This is a genomic window from Tenacibaculum ovolyticum DSM 18103, from assembly GCF_000430545.1.
GTDB lineage: Bacteria > Bacteroidota > Bacteroidia > Flavobacteriales > Flavobacteriaceae > Polaribacter > Polaribacter ovolyticus.
Genome location: NZ_AUMF01000014.1, coordinates 56,953 through 81,809, shown reverse-complemented (window position 1 = coordinate 81,809; position 24,857 = coordinate 56,953). Strand labels below are relative to the sequence as shown.

18 protein-coding genes are annotated in these 24,857 nt (G+C 30.9%); 10 read left to right on the top strand and 8 right to left on the bottom strand.

Annotated features, from left to right (window positions below; translation table 11 throughout):
• Nucleotides 1-184: 184 nt before the first annotated feature.
• Both H518_RS0104930 and H518_RS0104925 read right to left on the bottom strand, forming a co-directional pair.
• The gene (locus H518_RS0104930; protein WP_028888039.1) at nucleotides 185-1,405 is read right to left on the bottom strand and encodes an ammonium transporter; all 1,221 of its coding nucleotides are present in this window, start codon (nucleotides 1,403-1,405) and stop codon (nucleotides 185-187) included.
• Between the two features lie 4 nt (nucleotides 1,406-1,409).
• Nucleotides 1,410-1,748: a P-II family nitrogen regulator gene (locus H518_RS0104925; RefSeq protein ID WP_028888038.1), complete on the bottom strand. Its 339-nt coding sequence runs from the start codon at nucleotides 1,746-1,748 to the stop codon at nucleotides 1,410-1,412.
• A gap of 872 nt (nucleotides 1,749-2,620) precedes the next feature.
• Between H518_RS0104925 and rapA the strand changes: the two genes are divergently transcribed.
• The 6 genes from rapA to H518_RS0104895 all read left to right on the top strand — a co-directional run bounded on the left by rapA (nucleotide 2,621) and on the right by H518_RS0104895 (nucleotide 8,979).
• Complete coding sequence (rapA, locus tag H518_RS0104920; protein ID WP_028888037.1) at nucleotides 2,621-5,446, top strand: RNA polymerase-associated protein RapA; 2,826 nt, start codon at nucleotides 2,621-2,623, stop codon at nucleotides 5,444-5,446.
• A gap of 50 nt (nucleotides 5,447-5,496) precedes the next feature.
• On the top strand, nucleotides 5,497-6,054 hold the full coding sequence (locus H518_RS0104915; RefSeq protein ID WP_028888036.1) for an RNA 2'-phosphotransferase: 558 nt from the start codon (nucleotides 5,497-5,499) through the stop codon (nucleotides 6,052-6,054).
• Between the two features lie 49 nt (nucleotides 6,055-6,103).
• A complete protein-coding gene (locus H518_RS0104910) occupies nucleotides 6,104-6,793 on the top strand; it encodes a hypothetical protein (protein ID WP_028888035.1) in 690 nt (229 codons plus the stop codon).
• Nucleotides 6,794-6,869: 76 nt separating this feature from the next.
• Complete coding sequence (locus H518_RS19240) at nucleotides 6,870-7,793, top strand: hypothetical protein (RefSeq protein WP_051263666.1); 924 nt, start codon at nucleotides 6,870-6,872, stop codon at nucleotides 7,791-7,793.
• Between the two features lie 44 nt (nucleotides 7,794-7,837).
• The gene (locus H518_RS0104900) at nucleotides 7,838-8,281 is read left to right on the top strand and encodes a hypothetical protein (protein ID WP_028888034.1); all 444 of its coding nucleotides are present in this window, start codon (nucleotides 7,838-7,840) and stop codon (nucleotides 8,279-8,281) included.
• Between the two features lie 11 nt (nucleotides 8,282-8,292).
• Nucleotides 8,293-8,979 (top strand): DUF6058 family natural product biosynthesis protein, encoded by a 687-nt coding sequence (locus H518_RS0104895; RefSeq protein WP_028888033.1) that lies wholly within the window; start codon nucleotides 8,293-8,295, stop codon nucleotides 8,977-8,979.
• 125 nt (nucleotides 8,980-9,104) lie between these two features.
• On the opposite strand, the gene H518_RS0104890 is transcribed toward H518_RS0104895, so the two are convergent.
• Complete coding sequence (locus tag H518_RS0104890) at nucleotides 9,105-10,019, bottom strand: PorP/SprF family type IX secretion system membrane protein (protein ID WP_028888032.1); 915 nt, start codon at nucleotides 10,017-10,019, stop codon at nucleotides 9,105-9,107.
• Nucleotides 10,020-10,022: 3 nt separating this feature from the next.
• The gene (locus tag H518_RS0104885; protein ID WP_028888031.1) at nucleotides 10,023-16,844 is read right to left on the bottom strand and encodes a T9SS C-terminal target domain-containing protein; all 6,822 of its coding nucleotides are present in this window, start codon (nucleotides 16,842-16,844) and stop codon (nucleotides 10,023-10,025) included.
• Nucleotides 16,845-17,077: 233 nt separating this feature from the next.
• Here H518_RS0104885 and H518_RS20400 point away from each other — a divergent pair, with 233 nt between their 5' ends.
• A complete protein-coding gene (locus H518_RS20400) occupies nucleotides 17,078-17,725 on the top strand; it encodes a CbrC family protein (protein ID WP_051263665.1) in 648 nt (215 codons plus the stop codon).
• A 55-nt stretch (nucleotides 17,726-17,780) separates the two neighbouring features.
• Here H518_RS20400 and holA read toward each other — a convergent pair whose 3' ends face one another.
• The gene (holA, locus tag H518_RS0104875) at nucleotides 17,781-18,782 is read right to left on the bottom strand and encodes a DNA polymerase III subunit delta (RefSeq protein ID WP_028888030.1); all 1,002 of its coding nucleotides are present in this window, start codon (nucleotides 18,780-18,782) and stop codon (nucleotides 17,781-17,783) included.
• A gap of 73 nt (nucleotides 18,783-18,855) precedes the next feature.
• Entirely contained in the window at nucleotides 18,856-19,548 is a 693-nt protein-coding gene (locus tag H518_RS0104870; RefSeq protein ID WP_028888029.1) for a fibronectin type III domain-containing protein, read from the bottom strand.
• Between the two features lie 101 nt (nucleotides 19,549-19,649).
• Here H518_RS0104870 and H518_RS0104865 point away from each other — a divergent pair, with 101 nt between their 5' ends.
• Both H518_RS0104865 and H518_RS0104860 read left to right on the top strand, forming a co-directional pair.
• A complete protein-coding gene (locus H518_RS0104865; RefSeq protein ID WP_028888028.1) occupies nucleotides 19,650-20,093 on the top strand; it encodes a type I restriction enzyme HsdR N-terminal domain-containing protein in 444 nt (147 codons plus the stop codon).
• Nucleotides 20,094-20,139: 46 nt separating this feature from the next.
• Entirely contained in the window at nucleotides 20,140-21,138 is a 999-nt protein-coding gene (locus tag H518_RS0104860; protein WP_028888027.1) for a glycosyltransferase family 2 protein, read from the top strand.
• A 20-nt stretch (nucleotides 21,139-21,158) separates the two neighbouring features.
• On the opposite strand, the gene H518_RS0104855 is transcribed toward H518_RS0104860, so the two are convergent.
• Together H518_RS0104855 and H518_RS0104850 are read right to left on the bottom strand one after the other, a co-directional pair.
• On the bottom strand, nucleotides 21,159-21,608 hold the full coding sequence (locus H518_RS0104855; RefSeq protein WP_155995160.1) for a hypothetical protein: 450 nt from the start codon (nucleotides 21,606-21,608) through the stop codon (nucleotides 21,159-21,161).
• A 116-nt stretch (nucleotides 21,609-21,724) separates the two neighbouring features.
• The gene (locus H518_RS0104850) at nucleotides 21,725-22,345 is read right to left on the bottom strand and encodes an L-threonylcarbamoyladenylate synthase (RefSeq protein ID WP_028888025.1); all 621 of its coding nucleotides are present in this window, start codon (nucleotides 22,343-22,345) and stop codon (nucleotides 21,725-21,727) included.
• A gap of 127 nt (nucleotides 22,346-22,472) precedes the next feature.
• Here H518_RS0104850 and H518_RS0104845 point away from each other — a divergent pair, with 127 nt between their 5' ends.
• Nucleotides 22,473-24,857, top strand: a complete 2,385-nt coding sequence (locus H518_RS0104845) for a TonB-dependent receptor (RefSeq protein WP_028888024.1) — start codon at nucleotides 22,473-22,475, stop codon at nucleotides 24,855-24,857.

The following is a 24,857-nucleotide window of genomic DNA, read 5'->3' as shown; positions in this document are numbered from 1 at the left end:
CACGCTAGCGCGAGCATCTTGCTCATGTAGATATTGCATAACTACAAACGCAACGCTTGCGCCAGCGTGAAAACTAAAAGAACACAACAAAAGTTGGGTTTTACATCAAATTCATTAGCCTAACAGAAAAATCAATCATAGCAAAAGCTAATTATTCCAATATGTTTATTAACTCTATAGCTGATTAATCAAAATCTGGGTACGCTTTCATACCATGTTCATGACTATCTAAACCTTCTAACTCTTCTATTTCACTAACTCTAATGCCAATTGTTTTCTTTAGTGTATATATAATGATAAATGAAGTTGATAAACAAAATAAAGCATAAAAAACGACTCCTATTAACTGACTTAAAAACTGTGTTACGCTCGCTAATTCACCTAAAAAACCTACAGCTAGTGTCCCAAAAACTCCACAAATTAAATGAACAGCAATAGCACCAACAGGGTCATCTAATTTTAATTTATCGATGAAGCTAACAGCAAGTACAATTATAATTCCGGCTACAGCCCCAATTATAACTGCATCAGTTGGATGCATTTGATCAGCTCCTGCAGTAATAGCAACCAAGCCACCAAGTATTCCGTTTAAAAACATCGTTAAATCTAAATTTTTAAACATAATTGTTGAAACTAAAGCTGCAAAAACACCTCCTGTAGCCGCAGCTAAACATGTTGTTACGAGTGTTAGTGATGTCGCTTCAGGATCGGCAGAAAGAACAGAACCTCCATTAAAACCAAACCAGCCCAACCAAAGTATCAATACTCCTGCTGTTGCTAAAGGTATATTGTGTCCTTGAATAGCTTGTGGTTTTCCATTTTTGAATTTGCCTATTCGAGGCCCTAATAAACATACCGCTATTAAAGCTGCCCAACCACCAAGTGAGTGCACTAAGGTAGCACCAGCAAAATCATAAAAAGGAGTTTCTAAGGTTTGTAAAAAACCACCACCCCATTTCCAAGAACCAGCTATTGGATATACAAACCCCACATAAATGATTGTAAAAATCATAAAAGGTAAAATTTTCATACGTTCTGCTACCGCGCCAGAAACAATCGTTGCGGCTGTTGCTGCAAACATTCCTTGAAATAAGAAATCTGTCCAATAAGTATATCCTTTATTATATGTTAAATCTAAAGAACCAATAGCAGTTAATGGAGAAGATAACCCAAACCCAGAAAAGCCAATAAAACCGTTAAAATCTCCAGGGTACATTAAGTTAAAACCTACCATACTGTATAATAATAACCCTACTGTTATTATAAATATATTTTTGAATAAAATATTGATTGTATTCTTTTGTCTTGTTAACCCAATTTCTAAAAACGCAAACCCTAAATGCATAAAAAAAACGAGTGCTGTACAGATCATCATCCATACATTATTTATTATTAATGAATCCATATTTTTAGTTTAGTGTATTTTTTCCTTTCTCTTTTGTTCTAATTCTATATGCGTCTTTAATTTCACTAACAAATATTTTTCCGTCTCCAACTTCACCTGTATTAGCGGAATCCAAAATTGTTTTTATCGTTATCTCTTCAAAATCATCGTTAACAACAATTGATAAGTAACGTCTTTGAATGTCGCTCGTACTAAAAGTAACTCCTCTATAAACATGTCCTTCTTTTTCATTTCCTAAGCCAGTTACATCCCAATATGAAAAAAAATTTACACCAACTTTATGCAATGCCTCTTTAACAACTCGGAATTTAGATTTTCTAATAATTGCTTCTATTTTTTTCATGATTAATTATTTAGATCGTTTTTTAAAATGAATAAATAACAGCGAATGTTTTCTCTATTAACTTTAATTTTTTATTTGCTGCCAATATTTAATTAACTGTTCCTAACCCGAATTTGTTTGCTACTTTATCTAGTAATATCACCGTTCTTTCGAAAGCATTTATTAATACGTTTTTTGAAAAAAGAGTATCAATACTTTCTGGAATAGTAAACCTATTTTCCGTAGCTAGTTCTTACTCAACAATAATTAATCGTCAAATAATTATTTAAGACTATAGCAATTAACTTTCTGTAAAACATATTTTTAGACTTGGTTATCTGTGTATAAAATTGTGTTAAAAAAAACTTATATCCAAATAACCACATGTTATCAATAGCTATAAAACCGTTTAAAGCAGAATGTGGTCTCAAAAAAGAGGGTGCTTTTTTTTCAATCTTTTAAAATAGGGTTTTTAAAAGCATCTAAAAATATGAAGTTAAAAAAGTGAGCGCTAAAATATAGCAATATGATAAAAGTGATACACTCATTGATAAAATCATAAAAACACCTTAAAAAAAGGTATTTTTATTGATAAATAACCATAAAAAAATATGTAAAAACGACCAAAAACGTCAAATACACAAAAATAATTACGAAAAACACAATTTAAAAACTCATACATTCGCCATAAAAACAATTCAAGAAACAATATTTAATTTAATGTGTTTTTAAAATCTCAGCGAACACAAAACATTTGTGCCAAGGCGCGATAAATAACTTTTATAATTTATCCATAGTCCTCGCCTATTTATTATAGTTTTGCTTGTATTTACTATTTGTGACTTACTAGATAAGTTCCATTTTCTACAAACATAAAGAGCTACTAAAAAATTATGACTGTTTTTTTCCCTAATCAAAGATATACGAGTAAAGGTGAACCTGAATTAGGTGTTGGCATTTTAACAAACTCCAACAAAGGAAAAGTGCAATTGTATTTTCCTACAGCTGATGAAACACGAATGTACGCTCTTGAAAACGCTCCTTTACAACGTGTGGTTTTTAAACCAGGCGATACGATAAAAGACATCAAAAATCAGCCATTAGTTATAAAACGTGTTGAGGAAGAGGACAACTTATATGTCTATTACGGAAAAGACCAAAAAATATCGGAAGCAGCACTTGGCGATGTATCGGTAATTCACGGAGTAGATGATAGACTTTTTATGGGCGATGTAGATACTCCTAAAGCCTTTGCTTTACGTAGAGAAACCTTACAACACGAATATGAGAGAAGATTATCACCTGTAAACGGATTTGTTGGTGGTAGGATAGCTCTTATTCCGCATCAATTATACATTGCACATGAAGTAAGTTCGAGATATGCACCTCGTGTATTATTATCCGATCAAGTTGGTCTTGGAAAAACCATTGAAGCCTGTTTAATTTTACATCGTTTATTAGTAAGTGGTCGAATTTCTAGGGTACTAATTTTAGTTCCAGAATCATTAGTACATCAATGGTTTGTTGAAGTTTTACGTCGTTTTAATATGTGGTTTCATATTTTTGATGAAGAACGCTGTGCTTCACTTGATGAGAGTGCGCCAGACGGTAATCCTTTTCTAGACAATCAACTTATTATTTGTAGTACAGAATTTTTAGCAAATTCCGCAAAGCGAACCAAACAAGCATTAACTGCTGGTTGGGATATGCTTGTAGTAGATGAAGCTCATAATTTAGAATGGTCGGTTAACAAATCTAGTACTGAATATAGTATTGTGGAATTGTTAAGCAAAGTAGCAAAAGGATTATTACTTCTTACAGCGACTCCAGAACAATTGGGCGTAGAAAGTCATTTTGCCCGACTCCGATTATTAGACCCTAACAGGTATGCCAATTACGATGATTTTGTAAATGAATCTTCTGATCATAAAACTATTGCTAATATTGTTGAAAAATTGCATCTCGAAAAAGATTTGAATACGAAGGATACCACAATTTTAAAATCTCTTTTTCCGAAAGAAAACCTAAAAGCAATAACAAAAGGGAAAAGTGTAGTAAAGGATAATCTTATTGAGAATTTATTGGATCAACATGGTCCTGGTAGAGTATTATTCAGAAATACCAGAGCTAGCATGAGTGGATTTCCAAAACGAAAAGCACATCTTATTTCTTTAGAACCTACAAAAGATAAAGAACTCTGGATGGATCGTTTAAACAATGAGTTTACACGTGAAATAACCCAAAACGAAACAACCAATAAACAACAATTTTGGTTTACTAAAGACCCACGTGTTGAATGGTTATTAACCATGATTAAAGAAATTCATCCTGCAAAAATATTGCTTATTTGTAAGAGTAAAGAAAAAGTACTGGCACTAGAAAAAGCATTAATTAAACATGCTAATTTAAAAACAGCCGTATTTCATGAAGATCTTACTATAGTGCAACGAGATAAAAATGCGGCATGGTTTTCTGAAGTAAATGGAGCACAAATACTACTTTGTTCTGAAATAGGAAGCGAAGGACGAAATTTTCAATTCGCGCATCATCTTATCTTATTCGACTTACCGTTGCATCCTGAATTATTAGAACAACGAATAGGTCGTTTAGATAGAATCGGACAAACTGAAGATATACATATTCATATCCCCTACCTGGCTAATAGTAAACAACATTTGCTTGCGCAGTGGTTTCATAAAGGCTTAAATGCTTTTGAAAGTAATATTGAAGGTGGAAATAAAATTGCTGAATTATTTGGTAATCGATTGCTTACGCTTTTAAAAACACAAGAAAACACAGTAAATAATTCAGAAATAGAAACGTTGATTTCTGATACTTCTAGTTTTCAAACAGCACTTTTAAAAAATTTAGCTGATGGTCGTGATCGATTGTTAGAAATGAATTCTTTTCGCCCTAAAGTAGCTGAAAAATTAATTAAACAAATTAAAGCAGCAGATAAAGATAAAAGTCTCGAAAAGTATTTAACAAAAGTCTTTCGTCATTTTGATATTGAAATGGAAGATCGACCATCTCGAACCTATTATTTAAAACCTACTTCTATAATTACCGAAACATTTCCATCAATACCGCAAGAGGGTGTATCTGTTACATTTAACAGAAAACATGCCCTTAGTAGAGAAGAAATAAGTTTTCTTAGTTGGGGTCATCCAATGATAACCGATGCTATTGATGTTGTTTTAAGCTCAGGAACTGGTAGCGCTAGTTACGGTGTTTTAAAAGCAGCTAAAAGTCCAGGTCTTTTATTAGAAATTATTTTTGTTCTTGAAACACCAACAGGGCAAAATATTTATGTAGATCGTTTTTTACCAAATACACCAGTAAGAGTTGTAGTTGATCATACAGGAAAGGAAGTAACAGATAAATATTCTGTTGAACTCTTAGATAAAAAATTAAGTACGGGGCAAATAGACCCTTTACTTGATAGTGAAACATTGGTTGAAACGCTTTTACCAAATATGATTAAAGTTGCTACAGAAATTGCGGAAGAACAACGAACTAAAGAAATAGCAAACGGACTAACTCGAATGAATCGTACTTTGAAGCATGAAATAGATCGTTTAAAAATATTACAAAACAATAATAACAATATTAGACCTGAAGAAATTGAAACAGCATTGAACGAACAACTAGCATTAACATCGCTCATTAAAAATGCACGCATACGAATGGATGCTATTCAATTAATTAGAAAAGAATAACTATTATTATAGAGTTTTCTAATAACACCACTAAAAAATTAAAAACTATGATAAACGAAAAAAACAACACAAAACTAAGTAAGTTCTTAAGTTTAATACTTAGGCATGCTCCCGAAAAAATAGGCATTGAACTTGATGCTGCTGGTTGGACGAGTGTAGCTGATTTATTACTAAAAATGAATTCAAACAAACAGGCAATTGATTTTGAAATACTACAATTTATTGTTGAAACAAATAAAAAGAAACGTTTTAGATTTAATGCTGATAAAACAAAAATTAGAGCAAACCAAGGGCATTCAATTGATATCGACCATGGTTTTAAATCAGTAATACCTCCAGAGATTTTGTATCACGGAACCGGAGAAAAATCTGTTGCAAGCATTTTAAAAACGGGTATAGAAAAAATGAATAGACATCATGTTCATTTAAGTGCCAATAAAGAAACGGCTTTAAAAGTCGGACAAAGACACGGTAAGCCTGTTATTCTTGAAATAATGTCTTTAAAAATGGCAGAAAATGGACACGTATTTTATTGCTCTGAAAATAATGTTTGGCTAACAGATTTCGTACCAACTGAATTTATAAGCGATAAAAATAATTATAGTTAAATTTACTTTTAAGTTATTTTTTTTATTCATTAATATCTCATAAACTATTTTGGACGATTATTTTAATCAAATTGACAAGCAAAAAATTAAAGCAGAATTAAATTTTCTTAAAAAAAGATTACCAAAAAAATGTACAAAATATAACTATCAATTATTAAATACTTTTCTTACATCCAAAATAGAGTTTGGAATGCATATTCAAGAAAAGTTGCAGAAAGTTGCAGATGCGATGAGAGAACATTTGCTGATTAATGAACCTATTAAAATTATTACAATCAAAAATATTGATGCTGGAAAATTTGAAACGATAGGTGATTTAAATTGTATTTATATAAATGAAAACACTTCTACTCAAGATTTTTTTCAAAAAACAGCAATTTTAGCACATGAAATGTCTCATTACTATTTAATAAGAAAACATGGGATCATTAGAAAAAATGAAAACGAAAATGAACTTTTAACTGAAATAGCTACTATTTATTGCGGTTTCGGGCTCATATTATTTGAAGGTTATAAAAACATTAAGTCAGATAGAGGAAATTACTCCTTAGAATCTAAAGTTGGCTACATTAATACAAACACCATTAAAGAGGCAATAATACAAACTGCATATTTAAGAAAGCAAAATCCTGAGTTTATAATGAATAATTTAAACTTAAATATGTTCGATAAATTAATTATTCGCTGGAGGTTTAGAGAATTAACTAAAAAATATAAAGAGGCTATAAAACGAAAATAAATCAATAACCACCACTTACTAACCTTCAATTAGTTGCTTAGTTTTAGGCTATTTTTACAAAAATCTGTTATTAAAAATGAAAAGAATATCAATAATTTTAATACTAATATTTATCGGATTTGTTTCTTGTAAACAAAAAGAAAAAAGTAGTAAAGAAAATATCGGTTTTACCGAAATCATAAAAGATGATTACGAACTATATAAACCAAATAACAGTATTGATGCTGTTTTAATTCTGTTTGGTGGTTATCCTGAAGTCGCTGAAGACATTAAAAGAGAATTTAAAATTCTTGAGATTGCTAAAAAAAAAAATATTGCAGTTATATTATCTAACTTCAATCAAAAATTATGGCTTGAGGAAAACGAACAACAACAGCTTGCAAAAAGTTTACAAAATATAATTGAAGACAATCAATTACCGACTAACAACATTTTTATTGGTGGCTTTTCTAGCGGCGGAGTTGTTAGTCTTTTAATAAGTAATTACATCACAAGGATGAAAGAATCTTATAGTGCTCCAAAAGGAGTATTTATAGTAGATTCCCCTATTGATTTAGCCGCACTATATTTTTCTTCTGAAAAAAATATCGAACGAAAATTTTCAGAACCAGCAATTCAAGAAAGTACTTGGTTATTAGAAACTCTTGGGCGTAATTTTGGAACGCCAACAGAGGACATTAAGAAATATGAAGACAAAGCTGTTTTTACTTTTAGTACAAACAACATTTCAAATTTAAAGAGTTTAAAGAATACTAAGATTAGACTTTATACGGAGCCTGATACTCTTTGGTGGAAAAAAAACAGAATGGCAGATTATAAACAAATGAATGCTTTTTATATCGAAAAACTATCTAAGAGTTTAAAAATTAAAGGGTTTAAAAATGTTGAATATATTCCTACAGTAAACAAAGGTTATAGAGCAAATGGAGAAAGGCATCCTCATAGTTGGTCTATAGTTGATAAAAAGAATTTAATAGATTGGATTTTGAATAAAGAATAACTTTCATTCGATATCTAAAATTCAAACACATATTACGAAACAGTATGAAATACTTAATAAAAAAGAGATCTTTAAAAGCACCTATTTTTATAGCAACGGGAGTTTTTCTTGTTTTTTCATTTAGTTATCAATTGTATAAATACCTACAAACAAATCAGTTTATCTATAGTTTCCCTGGAGATTGGGATAAACCGCTTGGAATTACAGTTGGTTTATTTTTAATTATTAGAGCTCTAAAATTTATTGGAGAATCTAAAGAACTGTTTATTAAAACCTCAGCCAATTATTTAGAATACAGAACAAATCCTTCAGATTCGATTCGTAAAATTACTTTATCGAACATCGAAAAAACACAAGTAAAGAATGAAAAAATTATTATTTTAACCAAAGATGCTACTAAATTAATAGTTGTTGATTTTAATAAGGTTAGAATGAGAGATACCGATATAGCATCTATTAAAAAGTCTTTAATTGAATTAAAAAAATAAAAAACCGAACAATGGATATTGATATTAAATATATTGAAGATAATTTTATTGAATTAAATGAATTATGCAAAATTTCAGAAATTTCTAGTCAAGAATTAAATGCATTAATAGAAAACGAATTAATTCCGAATAGTTCTTATGAAATTAATGCAACCTACAAAATAAATTCTCCTCTTGGTGACGAGAAGACAATTTCTGAAGTCAAAAAATACTATCCAAAAAGTGTTATCGCTTTAATACAGAAAAACAAAAAATTAAATGATTCTTCTGAATTTAAAGAATCGTTGAAAACAGCATTTATAAATACGTTTCTTAATAACAATAACAAGAAGTTTGGTTATGATAATATAACAGAAAATGACGGAACTGTAAACATGGATAAATTAAATTCAGCTTTTGAACAAGAATGGCAATACTATTTAAAAGGTATTTACGGAATCTGTACTTTAAACGGAACTGGTGCTGAAATTGCTAAAAAGGAAATAGCTGTTAAACGGTTAATTGATTTTAATGAAAAACATGGTGCTGAAAAATTATCTGACAACAACAAAAAAATACTAACTCTTTTAAATAATGAGTTTAATGAGGTTTCGAATTTATTTGCTCCATATCAACGTGTAAAAAGCAGCAGAGGTAAATATCTTGATAAAATACTGGAATCAAATTCTTTGTCTGATTTAATAAAAAAATACAATTAATAAAACAACGAAATAACACAAAAGGAATCCTTTTTCTTAATAAAAAGAATTTATTATAAAGCAAAACAGCTAACCTTTAAATACGGTTAGCTGTTTTTGCTTTACAAATTAGCTACCTATAAGTTTTATCTACCTCCAAAACCTTCTCCTAAACGAAGGTTTAAAACAATACCATGAGTATCCATTATTGAGTTATCAATACTTTTATTATAATTATATAATATTCTAAAACGTTTAGAGATATGAAAACCTGCTAGTATATTTACTGATGAGTTTGTTCTGTAACCTACACCAAATTCATATTTATTTTTATAATTAATTTTTGTGTTTAGATCTGCTTGCACAGGAGCTCCCGAAATATACTTAACAAGTATACTTGGATTTATCATTACTTCCCTAAAACGTGTAGCAAAAAATCGATATCCTGCGTTAAAATAGTAAGTACTTTTTATGTTTATATTATCATTAGATGACAATGAATTCCCTAGTAAATTAGGAATAGAAAGCCCTACATAAACACGCTCTCTGTTATAAAAAACCCCTGCTCCAATGGTAGGTACAATTGTACTTACATTATTTGCAAAATTAGGATCGTTATTAATATTTAAATCTAAAAGGTTCTCATTGTAAAACATAGCTCCTCCTGTAATTCCGAAAGATAATACATGTGGATTGTAATCCCACCAAGTACTATTATCTGAGTTAAAGTGTATTTTATATGAATACGCTCCAAACAAGCTTGTAATATTCGTTACTCCTATTCGATCATTAGAAATACCTGCTCCTATTCCTACATTTTTAAAGCTTTTAGGGAAATTAACTGTTACCCCAATATTCTTAGGACTTCCTTCAATACCATTTAAATGACCTCTATTAGTTACTGTAATATCAATATCTGGATAATACCCTGCATGCGCTGGGTTAATAACTACATTATTATAACTATAATTTGCAAAAACTGGTGTTTGCTGTCCAAATGCAGCATGAAAAATTCCTGTTGATAGTGTTACTACTATCAATATTATATTTTTAATTTTCATTGATTATCTTTTTAGAATAAGGAAACCTTTTTCCTTTTTTAAATTATGAGAACCTTTAATTTTAATATGAAATAAGTAGGTACCTTCAGGTAATTTACCTGCCCCTAAATTTCTTTTTTTGTTTGCTATTCCTCTAAATACATTTGATCCATTGTTATAACCTGTAGTTTCAAAAATTAAATCTCCCCACCTATTATAAATCAACACTTGGTTATTAGGATAATTTTCGATGCCATCTATTTCCCAATATTCATTAATACCATCACCATCTGGAGAAAAACCATATTTAGTCTCATCTTTTTCTAATGGTGTTACAAAAACTGTAATCGTATCTTCTGCTACACAACCTTCAGTATTAACAAATCGAATTGTATAGGTTGTTGTTTCTGTAGGACTTGCTATTGGGTTTGCTATCGTAGTACTACTTAACCCAACTGAAGGTGACCACTCTATAATTCCTGCTCCTGAAATCACTGCATTTAACGTTACCTCATCTCCTTCGGTAATATCAAAATCGGTTCCTGCATCTACAGTACACACTAGTGGATCTTCTGCTTCAATAGTTATAGTAAAACTACACGTTGCTGTGTTCCCTGCTGCATCGGTAGCTTCAAAACTAATCGTATTAATTCCTATAGGAAATTCTACTCCTGAAGGTAAACCTGCTGTTTGATTTATTGTTACGGCGGTACAATTATCAGTAGCTACAGGATTTGTAAAGGTTACTACTGCTGTTAATAAACCTGAATCTACTTTTTGAGTACTATTAGCAGGGCAGGTTATTATTGGAGCTGTATTGTCATTTACAATAATCGTTTGTGTTACGTTTGTAAAATTACCTACAGCATCTGTTACACTATAGGTTCTTGTAATAATCTCAGGATTACTATTTCCATCACTTACATCATTTACAAAAGCAACCGTTATAGTTCCTGTACAATTATCCGTCTCATCAGCTACTACTGTAATATCTGCTGTTGGAATATCTCCTACGCAAGAAACAATAACTCCCGCTGGGTTCGTTGCTGTTGGGGCAATTGTATCACTTACCGTAATCGTTTGAGTTACATCAGTTGAGTTACCTGCCGCATCCGTTACACTATAAGTTCTAGTGATAATACCAGGACTTGTATTTACATCATTTACAAAAGCTACCGTAATAACTCCTGTACAGTTATCGGCTTCATCAGTTACAACGGTTATATCTGCCGATGGAACATCTCCAATACATAAAACATTAATTGGTAACGGGTTCGTTGCTGTTGGGGAAATCGTATCGCTTACCGTAATTGTTTGCGTTACATTTATTGAGTTTCCAGCAACGTCCGTTACACTATAAGTTCTAGTAATAACACTTGGACTAGTATTTACATCACCTACAAAAGCTACCGTAATAACTCCTGTACAGTTATCTGCTTCATCAGTTACAACATTGATATCTGCTATTGGAACATCTCCAATACACGAAACATTAATTGCCGTTGGATTACTTGCCGTTGGATTTATTGTATCACTTATATTTATTATTTGCGTTACATTTATTGAGTTTCCTGCTGCATCAGTTACACTATAGGTTCTAGTAGTAACGCTTGAACTTGTGTTTACATCACTTACAAAAGCAACTGTTATAGCTCCCGTGCAATTGTCGGCTTCATCGGTTACTGCAGTAATATCTGCGATAGGAACATCCCCAATACACGAAACATTAATTGGTAATGGATCACTTGCGGTTGGTTTTACAATATCGCTTATGTTTATTGTTTGCGCTACATTTATTGTATTTCCTGCAGCATCGGTTACACTATAAGTTCTAGTGATAATACCTGGGCTTGTATTTACATCACTTACAAAAGCTACAATTATAACTCCCGTACAATTATCCGCTTCATCTGTTACTACAGTAATATCTGCTGATGGAATATCTCCTGCACACGAAACATTAATTGGTAATGGATCACTTGCGGTTGGTTTTACAATATCACTTATGTTTATTGTTTGTGTTACATTTATTGAATTTCCTGCAACATCGGTTACACTATAAGTTCTAATAATAATACCTGGGCTTGTATTTACATCATTCACAAAGGCTACAGTTATAGTTCCCGTGCAATTATCGGCTTCATCAGTTACTACAGTAATATCTGCTACTGGAATATCTCCTGCACATGAAACGTTAATTGGTAATGGATCACTTGCAGTTGGTTTTACAATATCACTTATATTTATTGTTTGCGTTACATTTATTGTATTTCCTGCAACATCGGTTACGCTATATGTTCTAGTAATAAGCCCTGGACTTGTGTTTACATCACTTACAAAAGAAACTGTTATAGCTCCCGTACAATTATCTGCTTCATCTGTTACTACAGTTATATCTACTATTGGAACATTTCCAATACATGAAACATTAATTGGTAATGGATTACTTGCTGTTGGTTTTACAGTATCGCTTATATTTATTGTTTGCGTTACATTTATTGTATTTCCTGCAACATCGGTTACACTATAAGTTCTTGTGATAATACTAGGGCTTGTATTTACATCACTTACAAAAGCAACTGTTATAGTTCCCGTACAATTATCCGCTTCATCGGTTACTACAGTTATATCTGCTGTTGGAACATCTCCAATACATGAAACATTAATTGGTAATGGATTACTTGCTGTTGGTTTTATAATATCATTTACTGTAATCGTTTGAGTAACATTTATTAAGTTTAAAGCTTCATCTGTTACACTATAAGTTCTGGTAATAACGCTAGCACTTGTATTTACATCGTTAACAAAAACTACAGTTGGGGGTGTTCCGCTATTATCAGCTTCATCAGTTACAACTAAAGGGTTTGGTAATGGTACATCACTCAAACACTGAACATTAATAGGTAATGGATTCGTTGCCGTTGGATCTATAATATCTGTATTATCAGTTACAATAAAATCACAATTTGCTGAATTTCCTTTTTTATCAGTTGCTGTAAGTGTAATTGTCATGCCAGGAGTATAAACACTCCCTGCAATAGGTGCTTGAGTAATTACGGGACTAGTATCGCAATTATCTGTTACCGTTGCTAAAGAAGTATAATCAGGCAACAAACTACCTGACACTAAAATCTGATCTGTGGGACAAGTAATAACTGGAGCTTCAATATCTGTAACAGAAAAACCATAAATTACGTTTGCTCTTCCGGGGTTTAAACTAGCACCACTATCATAATACAATCTCTCTTTTTCTCCTACAATAATATCTGTAATACCATCACCATTAATATCTGCTAAATCAGACACTGAATAATCAGACGAAAGACCTGTTACTTTAAAAGCTTCTGATGATGGCAATGAAAATGGATTCAATGTAGCATCCCAAGGAGTACTCTTACCATAAACAATAGCAATTGATGAACTTGAACGCCCTATGATTAAATCATCAATCCCATCATTGTTAAAATCACCTCCTGCACTAGATTTTCTATAAGTACTCCCTATAAATTCTACACCTCTTATTCCATCTAAACTTGTTATGTCTTCTGATGCAGAGAATGCTGTATTCTTACCAAAAAGAAGAAACTTGTTTCCAAATAACATGTCTTTTATCCCATCATTATTAACATCTCCAACTCCCATTATACTTCTATAATAACTAGATGTAAAAGAAGAGATATCAGCATAAAATCCGTTTGATCCATTTATAGTTGCTGTTGCTACTATAGCAGGAAAACTTCCTGTTTTCCCAAAAAGGACATACGTTTTTTTCTTTCCTCCACCTTCAAAACCTACATCATCAATTCCATCTCCATTAACGTCTCCTAATCCAATTACTCCATAACCAATTTGTTCTCCATCGACATCACCTTTTATTATAAATCCGTTGGCTCCATTTAAATCACTTCCTCTTAATTGCGCGGGGAAACTTCCTGTTTTTCCATAAATAACATAACATGTACCACTGTTATTTGTACCTCTACCGGTACTTGCACCTATTATTATATCATTTATTCCGTCATTATTAATATCTCCTGCAGAATCAATAGATTTCCCTGATTGATCATAAGCATCTGTTCCTAAAAAAACAAAACCATTTGTACCATTTATGTTAGACAAATTAAAAACAGGCGAAAAACCAGTTGTTTTACCAAAAACCACATAAATAGTTCCCAATTCAGATCCCAATGGATTTCTACGGAAAGGGTCACTAAACATTAAATCATCAATTCCATCATTATTAATATCACCAGCAGTACTTACCTGATATCCTGAATATTGAAAATTACCACCTCCTATAACATCATTATGAATTTTAAATCCATCCGTTCCATCTAATAAAGCCGTATCTATATTTGGAAGAAAATTATTTCCTTTTCCAAAAATAACAAATACATTTCCAGGGTAATTTCCTCTCTCCCTTCCATAGGCTGCGTTATAATTATAGGCCTTATTAGGTGACCCTACTAAAAAATCTTGAATCCCATCACCATTAACGTCACCTGCTCCTCTTACATCGTGTCCTAGTTGTGCTTTTACTGCATCTCCATCTATTTGAAATCCATTACTACCATCTAAATCATTAATGTTTATTGAAGTAGTATTACAATCTACAGGTGGTGTAGCTGATTTAACTGTTACAGGAAATACACAAGTTTCTGAGTTACCATTCTCATCTGTAACTGTAACAGTTACATTTGTTGTTGCTGTAAATGATGTGCCTTGTGTAGGAACCTGTGTATACGTAAGATTAAATATTGAAGTGCAATTATCTGATGCTTTTAATTTAAAAAAGTAATTAGGTAATGTTGAATTTATAAATAACGATTCTGATGTTAAACAAGTTATTGTTGGCTTTACAGTATCAGCTCCAACAGTTACATTAAATGTACAACTAGCACTATTTAAACTTGCATCGGTAGAAGTCATTGTAATTGTCATACCATCTACAAAAGTAGCTCCTGCTGCAGGGCTTTGTGTAACTGCAGGACTTGGATCAACAATATCTGTCGTTGTTACCAATCCTGTATAATCTGGTATTACTGTAGTACCACATGTTACCGTTTGGTTGGCAGGGCACGTAATTGAAGGAGGTGTAATATCTCCACCCGCCAAAGTTGTTACATCATTTAAATGATAAATTATACTTTTATTCCCTATACCATCTTCTAAAAACAAATGAACATCATATGTTGTAGCTGCTGTTAATGATGAAATAACCTCATTAATGTTAGCATTTGCTGTACTCATTAAAAAATTACCGTTTGCAATAGCTCCTGTTCCTGCTAAAATAGTATTATGATTAACAGCTCCAGAAAAAGTACCCGGTAAAATTGCATAATGTATAGTTCCTGTTTCTGGTCCGTTAACAAGTATATCGAATCCGGTAGTTGTTTCGTTATTTGCTTGTGGATGCGTTGCATTTAAAGGCATTGCATAATGATCACCTCCAAAAACGACATAAACTTCTCCTGTACTTCCAGCTCCTGTATCTCCAAATATAAAATCAGCAACACCATCTCCGTTTATATCTTTACTTCCATCAACAGGTCTTCCTGTATTCGAATTATTAACAGGAATTTGAAAACCATTAACACCATTTAATGTTGAAGAATCAAAAAGAGCTGGGTATCCACCAGCCTTACCAAACACAACATAATCATTACTACCTGCTACTATAAAATCATCTATTCCATCATTATTTATATCTCCTGTGGGAGCGACACATGAAACATAATTATCTAAAACAAATCCATTCGTACCATTAAAATCACTAATTAAAAAACTAGCTGAAAAAATAGTATTCGAGCCAAAAATTATATTATTTTCTGAAAAACAATCGTCTATTCCATCATTATTTACATCTCCAATAGCTCCTACATTTGTTATAAAACCATTACCTGTATTATCTATCTTAAACCCATCTGTTCCATCTACTGCTACAATATTTTCAAGAGAACTGAAAGGTGTATTCTTTCCAAAAAATGCATAACTCCATGGATCTGATGTACTATTCCAACTACCAACTAACATGTCATTAATACCATCATTGTTAATATCTCCTGCTCCTCCAACTTTATATGAAGGCCTGCTACTTGGAAAACTACTTGTTCGAAACCCATTAACACCATCTAACCAAGCAGTATTAATTAACGCAGGATAATTACTTAAACGTCCAAAAACAATCCATGATTGTCCAGACCAATGTGGTGTTCCTATGATAAAATCATTAATACTATCTCCATTCACATCTCCCAAAGCAGCTACTTGACTACTCCCTGGTGTATCTAACAAAAAACCATTTGTACCATTAATATCATTAACGGTAAATAAAGCAGGAAAAGTTACAGCTCCATAAATAACAATATCGTCAGAAGAGTTACTCGTACCAATAATTAAATCGTCTATCCCATCTCCATTTATATCTCCTGGCCCAGCAACTGTTGTACCTCTTCTTTCATTATAAACTATACCTTCTACTATAAATCCGTTTGTACCATTTAAAGTTGTAAGATCAAATGGTATAGGAAAACCTGTTGCAGAACCAAAAATAATATAAGCTCTACCTGATAAATCATTAACACCAACCTTTTGATTTCCATTACCAATACATATATCACCAAAACCATCATTATTAATATCTCCTATAAACTGAGACTCTCTTCCTAATTTATAACCTGTATCCAATCCAGGTATTACAAACCCATTAGTTCCGTTTAAAGTTGTAACATCAAAGGTTGTAGGATAAAACTGTTGTGCCCTAAGATCATTACTATGTATTAAGCTTAACACAACGAGTAATAGGCCTATTTCCCCTCTCTTAATATAACTTTTTAAATTCCCCATTTTAAAATAATAATTTATACTCTACAAAATTATTTGTTCTTTCACTTATACACATCACTATAAAAGGTTCTTTTTATTAAACTTTACCCCCCTGTTTTCAGGGGGGTGTTTTTCTAAAAAATATTTTATTTTCGAAGTATGGAATTCTTCTATTTTACAAAGCTGGTTTTTCTTACTTAAATATCGTTAACCTAATAAATCATACACTAATACACCTAAAACAAAAGCTGCATATGAAACCTATTCATTTTAAATATTTTGAATCTCCTATTGAGGAAAGTATTTTCGATACAAACGATGAGAAGCGTAGCTGTTCCTTTTGTGGAAAAAGTAATTTTCCAATAGCAGAACTAGATGACAGTATAACTATTATTGCAAACGAAAATATTGATAATGCAGAAAACGTTTGTTTAAAATGTCTTAGCGACAGAAAATACGGATTTGTACAAGAAATAGAACACGATGCATTAGTTACAAAAGAAGGGGAGATTATAAAAGCAGATCACTCTTCACATACCAAAAAATCGACATATTACACTTCTTATATCTTACCTATAGAAAAGCAATTAGATGCAATAGATAAATCAAAATCTTTAGAACTAATACATACACCACCATTTAGAGCATGGCAAGGCGAAAAATGGTTAGTTCATTGTAATGATTTTATGAAATATATAGGTACTTGGCAACATGAAGATTTCTTAAAGAACTCACCTAATAATAATGCTGAAGAATATTATGAAAACATCTGTTTATATGGAGGTGATGATCTTTATGAAAGTCAATTTGGGCCTAATAAATCAGAATATGCTAATTGTACATTTTACGCCTTTGAATGTTTAACTTGTAAGGAAAAAAGAGGCTACATTGATAACATTTAATAAAAACAATTAATAGAAAAATAAAAGTTACGTTTGTTAAAACGTAACTTTTATTTTAATGTAAAATTTTAAATAATAATTCTTTTAAAATATCACTATGAGATTGACTAGCTCCTACTCCTTTACTTTTAACATCTGCTTCTCGTAATAGGCCTATTATTTGTGATACTTTTCGCATTGGGTAGTTCCTTGCTGCAGAACTATAGTCATCAACAAAATAAGGACTTACTCCTAAATTCTTGGCTACTGATGATTTTGATTTATCTTTTAAACCGTGGTACATTAATAGTTGCGTAAAAAAACTATTTAGCAAGGATATACTCATTACCAAAGGGTTATTTTTAGGATTTTGTGCAAAATAATTAATAATTCTATTTGCTTTTACCACCTCTTTTTGACCAACTGCTTTTCGTAATTCAAAATTATTAAAGTCTTTAGATATACCTATATTTTCTTCAATATGTTTGTCTGAAATAATAGTTTCTTTAGGCAGTACAGATGTTAACTTATCTAATTCATTAGAAATTTTACTTAAATCCGTTCCTAAAAACTCAACTAGCATTTGAGATGCTTTTGGTTCGATATTATATTTTTGACCTCCTAAAACTCTACGAATCCAATCTGCAACTTGGTTATCATATAATTTCTTGCTCTCATAAATCAATCCGCTCTTAGCAATAGCCTTATATGATTTTTTTCGCTTATCTAATTTCTTATACTTGTAATTAAAAACTAAAACAGTAGTTGCTTGCGGGTTTGCTGCATAGGCTTCAATCTTATCTATCGTACGGCTTAAATCTTGTGCCTCTTTTACAATGATTACCTGTTTATCTGCCATCATTGGGTAACGTTTTGCAGATGACATAATTTCTTCTATCGTTACATCTCTTCCATACATTACCACTTGATTAAATCCTTTTTCAGATTCGTCAAGTACATTTTTTTCAATATAATCAGATATTTTATCAATATAATAAGGTTCTTCACCCATTAAAAAATAAATAGGCTTAATGTTTCCTTCTTTTATATCTGATATAATAGCTTTAATTTCATTCATAACTTTTAGTACGTAATCTAGTTAAATTTTAAAACAGACAATTAAATCTATTATATGTTTTAACTGTAAATTTTTAATATTTTGTTGCATTCCAACTTTTATCATCCTCTGTACCAAAAGTGTATGTACCACTCATTTCATTTCCTAATAAAGTTCCCGTAAATTGGTATACGTTTGCAGAACTTGATGAATTTAAATCATAAGTTAGCACATTCCCTTTTAAAGACCAAGTTCCGTAGGTTGTGTATTCATTTGGATAATCAGGTTCATCATATACAGTTGTTCCATCATCTTTAAAAAGAACATCTGCATGCCAAGAAACAGTAGCACTATGCATTAATAAAAAATCCCAAGTAGTCATATTCAATGATGATGTTTTAAATGACTGCTCTGTTGCATAACCTGTACCAATACTATTTGTCGCATAAGCTCTAAAATAATATGTTGTATTAGCTACTAAATCAGTAATTATACTTGTAAAGGTATCTATATTTTCTGTAGTTGTATTATCTTCAATAGTTGGATTTGGGTTAATACTCCAACAAAAACCACGAGCTATAACTTCACTTCCTCCATCTGAGGATACATTCCCTTTTAACTTAATTGTCGTGTAATCAACTTCTACATCCTCACTTGTTGTTTCGCTTATTACTAATGGCTTTAAAAAATCAGGTTCATTAGTTTCACAACTTGTGATTATCATTAAAAGGAATAATAAGTTTATTGATTTAAAAAAATGATGTTTCTTAATTAATTTATTTTTCATAGTTCTTTTATAAATAATTCTCAAATTTCGTTAATTTTTTTTAATTTAAAATTCTACTGTTTCACTCGCAATGATTTTCTATTTTTACATATATTTTAATTATGCAAAAGCTAAATCTTCCTAACTATACATTTAAGCTCAAAAGTAACGAAAATAAGACGCTTATTTTTGATAATTTAAGAAAAAAAGATGTTGTATTAACTCCTGAAGAATGGGTTCGTCAACATTTTGTACAGTTTTTAATTCAAGAAAAAAACTACCCTGTTTCTTTAATTGCTATTGAAAAACAACTGATTATAAACAATTTAAAAAAACGTACAGATATTGTTATTTTCTCACCTGATGGAACTCCCAATATTATAGTGGAATGTAAGGCTCCAAAAATTAAAATTGCACAAAACACATTCGATCAAATTGCACGCTATAACTTAAAATTAAATGCTAATTATTTAGTTGTTACGAATGGATTGCAACATTATTTTTGCAAACTTGATAAAGAAAAAGAAACCTATATATTTTTAAAGGATATTCCTTCTTATAATTAACAAATTATTACATTTTAAACCACAATAAAACTATAATTTCGCACTCTTGAAAACAGCAATCGTCATATTAAATTGGAATGGTAAAAAATTATTAGAACAATTTTTACCTAGCGTCATAAATTTTAGCAGTCAAGAAGCCGAAATTTATGTGGCCGATAATGCATCTTCTGATGATTCTATTAATTTCATTAAACAAAAATACGCTTCAGTTAAAATCATCCAAAATAGTACTAACGGTGGATATGCCAAAGGCTACAATGATGCTTTACAGCATATTAATGCTGATATCTATTGTTTATTAAATTCTGATATTGAAGTTACTAAAAATTGGTTAACTCCTATTTTAGCAAGCTTTAAAAAAGACGATAATACTGCAATTATACAACCTAAAATTTTAGATTTTAAAGACAAAACAAAATTTGAATATGCTGGTGCTGGAGGAGGTTATGTTGATTTATATGGTTACCCATATTGTCGAGGACGTCTCTTTAATCATTTAGAAACTGATAATGGACAATTTAATGATATTGCCGATATTTTTTGGGCATCAGGAGCTTGTTTATTTATTCGATCAAAAGTATATCACCAATTAAATGGTTTTGATGAAGATTATTTTGCACATCAAGAAGAAATAGATTTATGCTGGCGTGCACAAAATGAAGGTTTTAATATTAAATATGTTGGTAATTCTACTGTTTACCATGTTGGCGGTGCTACATTAAACGAAACAAACCCTCATAAAACATTTTTAAACTTCAGGAATAGTTTATTAAACGTGGTTAAAAATGTTCCGAAACAATGGTTCTTATTTATCATTTTTTCTCGATTAATTTTAGACGGAATTGCGGGGCTAAAATTTTTAACAGAATTAAAACCAAAACATACCCTTGCTATTTTAAAAGCGCACTTTAGTTTTTATGCGAACTTTTTTAAGTTTTTAGGAAAAAGAAAGCTATTACAGAAGAAAGCTAATTACAACTTACACACTTCTGTTATTTGGCAATATTTTGCTTTGGGAAGAAAAAAATTTAATGAGTTGAAATAATCAATCAACTAGAGACTCTTCTATTCATCTTCATCAAATTCAATTATTTCTCCAAAAATATGATATTTACTATTAGGAATTAATTGCTTCATTACTTTACAATAATCTCTAACAATTACATCTCTTTGATATACTCCTTTTGTATAAAATTTTAAACTACTTGTATCTGATTTAATCGAAAAGATTACTGAATCATCTTCTTCTCTATCTTTCTCCCGATACAAACTTAAGAATTCTCCAAATTTCCAAACAGAATCTTTTTCGTGTATTGAAATAGCTTGTTGTTTTATGTATTTATCATTACTAAATGCTCTTCTTTTAAAATAAGGCTGAATCAATAATGAATCTTTTTTCTTTGATATCACAAGTCTTTCTAAAGTATGATATGTACAAGCCCCAATAAACATTCCTACTTTTAAAGTATCTAATTCAGTCATTTTAATCTTAAAATCTTTGAAATCTCTTTTCAAGATAAAACTGGACTTTTTAACTTCTACACTACCTTTATTACAAGAACAGCACAAGAAAACAATAAATATTAATATGGGGTATTTCAAATTCAATTATATTGAGCTTATGTTATTACTTACAAAATATCTAAACTCCCTTTTCCTTCACGAATTACTTCTGGGTAATCATCTGTTAAATCTATTACTGTTGATGCATAGTTATCACCAAAACCACCATCAACAACAAGATCAACTATGTTTTGCCATTTCTCGAAAATTAACTCAGGATCTGTAGTGTATTCTATAACCTCATCTTCATCGTGAATAGAAGTTGAAACTATTGGGTTACCTAAAGCGGCAACAATTGCGCGAGCAATATTATTATCTGGCACACGAATACCTACCGTTTTACGTTTCTTAAAAACTCTTGGTAATGAATTACTTCCAGGTAAAATAAAAGTATAAGGCCCTGGTAAACCTCTTTTTAAAATTTTATAGGTAGCTGTATTAATTTGCTTTACATAATCTGATAAATGACTTAAATCATTACACACGAATGAAAAATTAGCTTTATCAAGCTTAACTCCTTTTATTTTAGCTATTTTCTCTAATGCTTTTGTATTTGTAATATCACACCCCAAACCGTAAACAGTATCTGTTGGATAAATAATTACCCCTCCTTTTTGTAAGATTTTCACAATCTTTTCAATCTCTTTAGAGTTCGGGTTATCGTTATATAATTTTATAAATTCTGCCATAATATAAAAGTAATCTTTTGTGAATAAATACTCCTAATTTTTAGTTAAAAAATACGTTATTGATTATGATCAATGAAAAGGTAATTGTTATAAAACATCTTTGTATGAAATTAACATTTATTTTATTATGAAAAAAATAAGCAGTATTCTTTTATTTTTATTAAGTTGTTTTTTATACGGTCAAAATGGAGTTATCAAAGGCTTGGTTATAGATAAACAGTCTGAACTTCCTCTTATTGGCGCGACAATAGAATTACTAAATTCAAAAACACCTATAGGTACAACTACCGATATTGATGGCTATTTTACTCTTAATAATATTCCTTTAGGGAGACAAGTTATAAGAGTTAGCTACGTGGGTTATGAAAACAGCACCATACCAGACATTGAAGTAAATTCAGGTAAAGATATTTCTCTTACAATTACATTAACTGAAAACTTTAATCAACTTAGCGAAATAGTTATTACAAGCTCTAACACAAGTAAACTTAAGGCCAGAAATAAATTCACAGCAATATCAGCCCGCCAGTTTGGTATTAAAGAAGTAGGTCGATATGCTGGTGGTAGAAGTGATGTTGCTAGACTTGCTAGTAATTTTGCGGGAGTTGCTGCTCCTAACGACAGTAGAAATGATATTGTAGTTAGAGGAAACTCACCTACCGGATTATTATGGCGTTTAGAAGGTATTCCAATACCAAGCCCTAATCATTTTTCAACCTTAGGTACTACAGGAAGCCCAATTTCTGCTCTAAATCCAAATATGCTTAAAAATTCTGACTTTATTACTTCTGCTTTTCCTGCTGAATATGGAAATGCTATTGGTGGTGTTTTTGATTTAGGTTTTAGAAAAGGAAATAAAGATACTAACGAATTTTCTTTTCAAATGGGTGCTTTTTCAGGAATAGAATTAAGTGCTGAAGGGCCTTTTAACAAAAAAAATAATGGTTCTTTTTTAATTGCTGCCAGATATTCTTTAATAGGCTTAATAAATGGTGGAGGTACTAGTGATACTCCTAATTACATGGATATTTCTTTTAATATAGATTTTGGAAAAAGTAAGTTAGGTGAGTTTTCTTTATTTGGAATTATTGGAGATTCTAGTATTGATTTTTTAGGCAAAGATTACGACAAAGATGATTTATTCTCTGCTCCAGATGAAAATTCTTTCGTTATATCTAATGTAGCACTTGTTGGCTTAAAACATAAATTACAACTTACAAACAACTCTTATTTAAAGACAATTATAGCTGGTACTTTTAATAAAAATGATTACAAAGAAGAACGTATACTAAATTTAAACACACCTTTACAAAGTAATTTAAAATATACAGAAAATATAGATAAGGAGACTCGTCTTATTTTTTCAACAATGTATAACACCAAAATAAATCAAAGACTAACGTTAAGAACAGGGTTTTTAGCTGAAAATTTTAATATAGATTATGACAGAAAAGATAGATCGGAACAGCCTGATAACGACAACGATGGTAACCCTGATTTAGTTACTATTAGAAAAATTAAAGGTGACTACACCATTTTTCAACCTTATATACAAAGTAAATATAGGCTTTCGAAAAAGTTGATTCTTAACACAGGGTTACATGCAATGTATAGTGATTTAAACGAGCAATTTGTTATTGAGCCTCGTGCATCTATAAACTGGCAATTGCATCCTAAACACGCTCTTAATTTTGGATATGGATTACATCATCAAAACACACCGAGCCCATTAGTATTTTTAAATAAGAAAATAGATGGTATAAATACACAACCTAATAAAAATCTTGATTTTATTAAAAGTAATCATTTTGTGCTTGGATATGATGTAAAAATAGCGCCAAAATGGAGAGGTAAATTAGAATTATATCATCAAACAATTAAAAATGCGGCGGTTGATAAAACTCCATCTAGCTATTCTTCATTAACAGAAGGAGCCGATTTTACTTTTTCTTCAGATAAAACCAATTTAACGAATGCTGGTACAGGAATTAATCAAGGACTTGAACTTACTTTAGAAAAATCATTTAGTAAAGGTTACCATGCCTTAATTACAAGCTCAATATTCGATAGTACTTACAAAGGAAGTGACGGTATAGAAAGAAATACCCCTTTTAATAATGGTTATGTTTTTAATTTTTTAACAGGAAAAGAGTTTAAATTAGGAGCTAGTAAAAACACGATACTCTCAATAGACACTCGTTTTGTTACTGCAGGTGGTAAATATTTTACACCTGTAAATCTTGAAGCTTCAAAAGTTGCTGGTTATCAAATACTAGATAACTCCAATGCGTTTAGCAAGCAATATGACAAATACATGCGTTTAGATTTAAAAATAGGAGTAACTTTTAATAGTAAAAAACGAAAAAGTTCTCATAAATTCTATGTTGATCTGCAAAATATTACAGATAAAGAGAATATTTTTGTAAAAAAGTACAACAGAACAACCAATACGGTAGAACAAGTAAATCAAGCTGGTTTTTTTCCAGACTTTGGATATCGTTTTCAATTTTAA

Bases quoted from the DNA above. Each gene is read 5' to 3' on its own strand.
- H518_RS0104930 (WP_028888039.1), bottom strand. From the start codon at position 1,405: ATGGATTCATTAATAATAAATAATGTATGGATGATGATCTGTACAGCA.
- H518_RS0104925 (WP_028888038.1), bottom strand. From the start codon at position 1,748: ATGAAAAAAATAGAAGCAATTATTAGAAAATCTAAATTCCGAGTTGTT.
- rapA (WP_028888037.1), top strand. From the start codon at position 2,621: ATGACTGTTTTTTTCCCTAATCAAAGATATACGAGTAAAGGTGAACCT.
- H518_RS19240 (WP_051263666.1), top strand. From the start codon at position 6,870: ATGAAAAGAATATCAATAATTTTAATACTAATATTTATCGGATTTGTT.
- H518_RS0104900 (WP_028888034.1), top strand. From the start codon at position 7,838: ATGAAATACTTAATAAAAAAGAGATCTTTAAAAGCACCTATTTTTATA.
- H518_RS0104895 (WP_028888033.1), top strand. From the start codon at position 8,293: ATGGATATTGATATTAAATATATTGAAGATAATTTTATTGAATTAAAT.
- H518_RS0104890 (WP_028888032.1), bottom strand. From the start codon at position 10,019: ATGAAAATTAAAAATATAATATTGATAGTAGTAACACTATCAACAGGA.
- H518_RS0104885 (WP_028888031.1), bottom strand. From the start codon at position 16,844: ATGGGGAATTTAAAAAGTTATATTAAGAGAGGGGAAATAGGCCTATTA.
- H518_RS20400 (WP_051263665.1), top strand. From the start codon at position 17,078: ATGAAACCTATTCATTTTAAATATTTTGAATCTCCTATTGAGGAAAGT.
- holA (WP_028888030.1), bottom strand. From the start codon at position 18,782: ATGAATGAAATTAAAGCTATTATATCAGATATAAAAGAAGGAAACATT.
- H518_RS0104870 (WP_028888029.1), bottom strand. From the start codon at position 19,548: ATGAAAAATAAATTAATTAAGAAACATCATTTTTTTAAATCAATAAAC.
- H518_RS0104865 (WP_028888028.1), top strand. From the start codon at position 19,650: ATGCAAAAGCTAAATCTTCCTAACTATACATTTAAGCTCAAAAGTAAC.
- H518_RS0104850 (WP_028888025.1), bottom strand. From the start codon at position 22,345: ATGGCAGAATTTATAAAATTATATAACGATAACCCGAACTCTAAAGAG.
- H518_RS0104845 (WP_028888024.1), top strand. From the start codon at position 22,473: ATGAAAAAAATAAGCAGTATTCTTTTATTTTTATTAAGTTGTTTTTTA.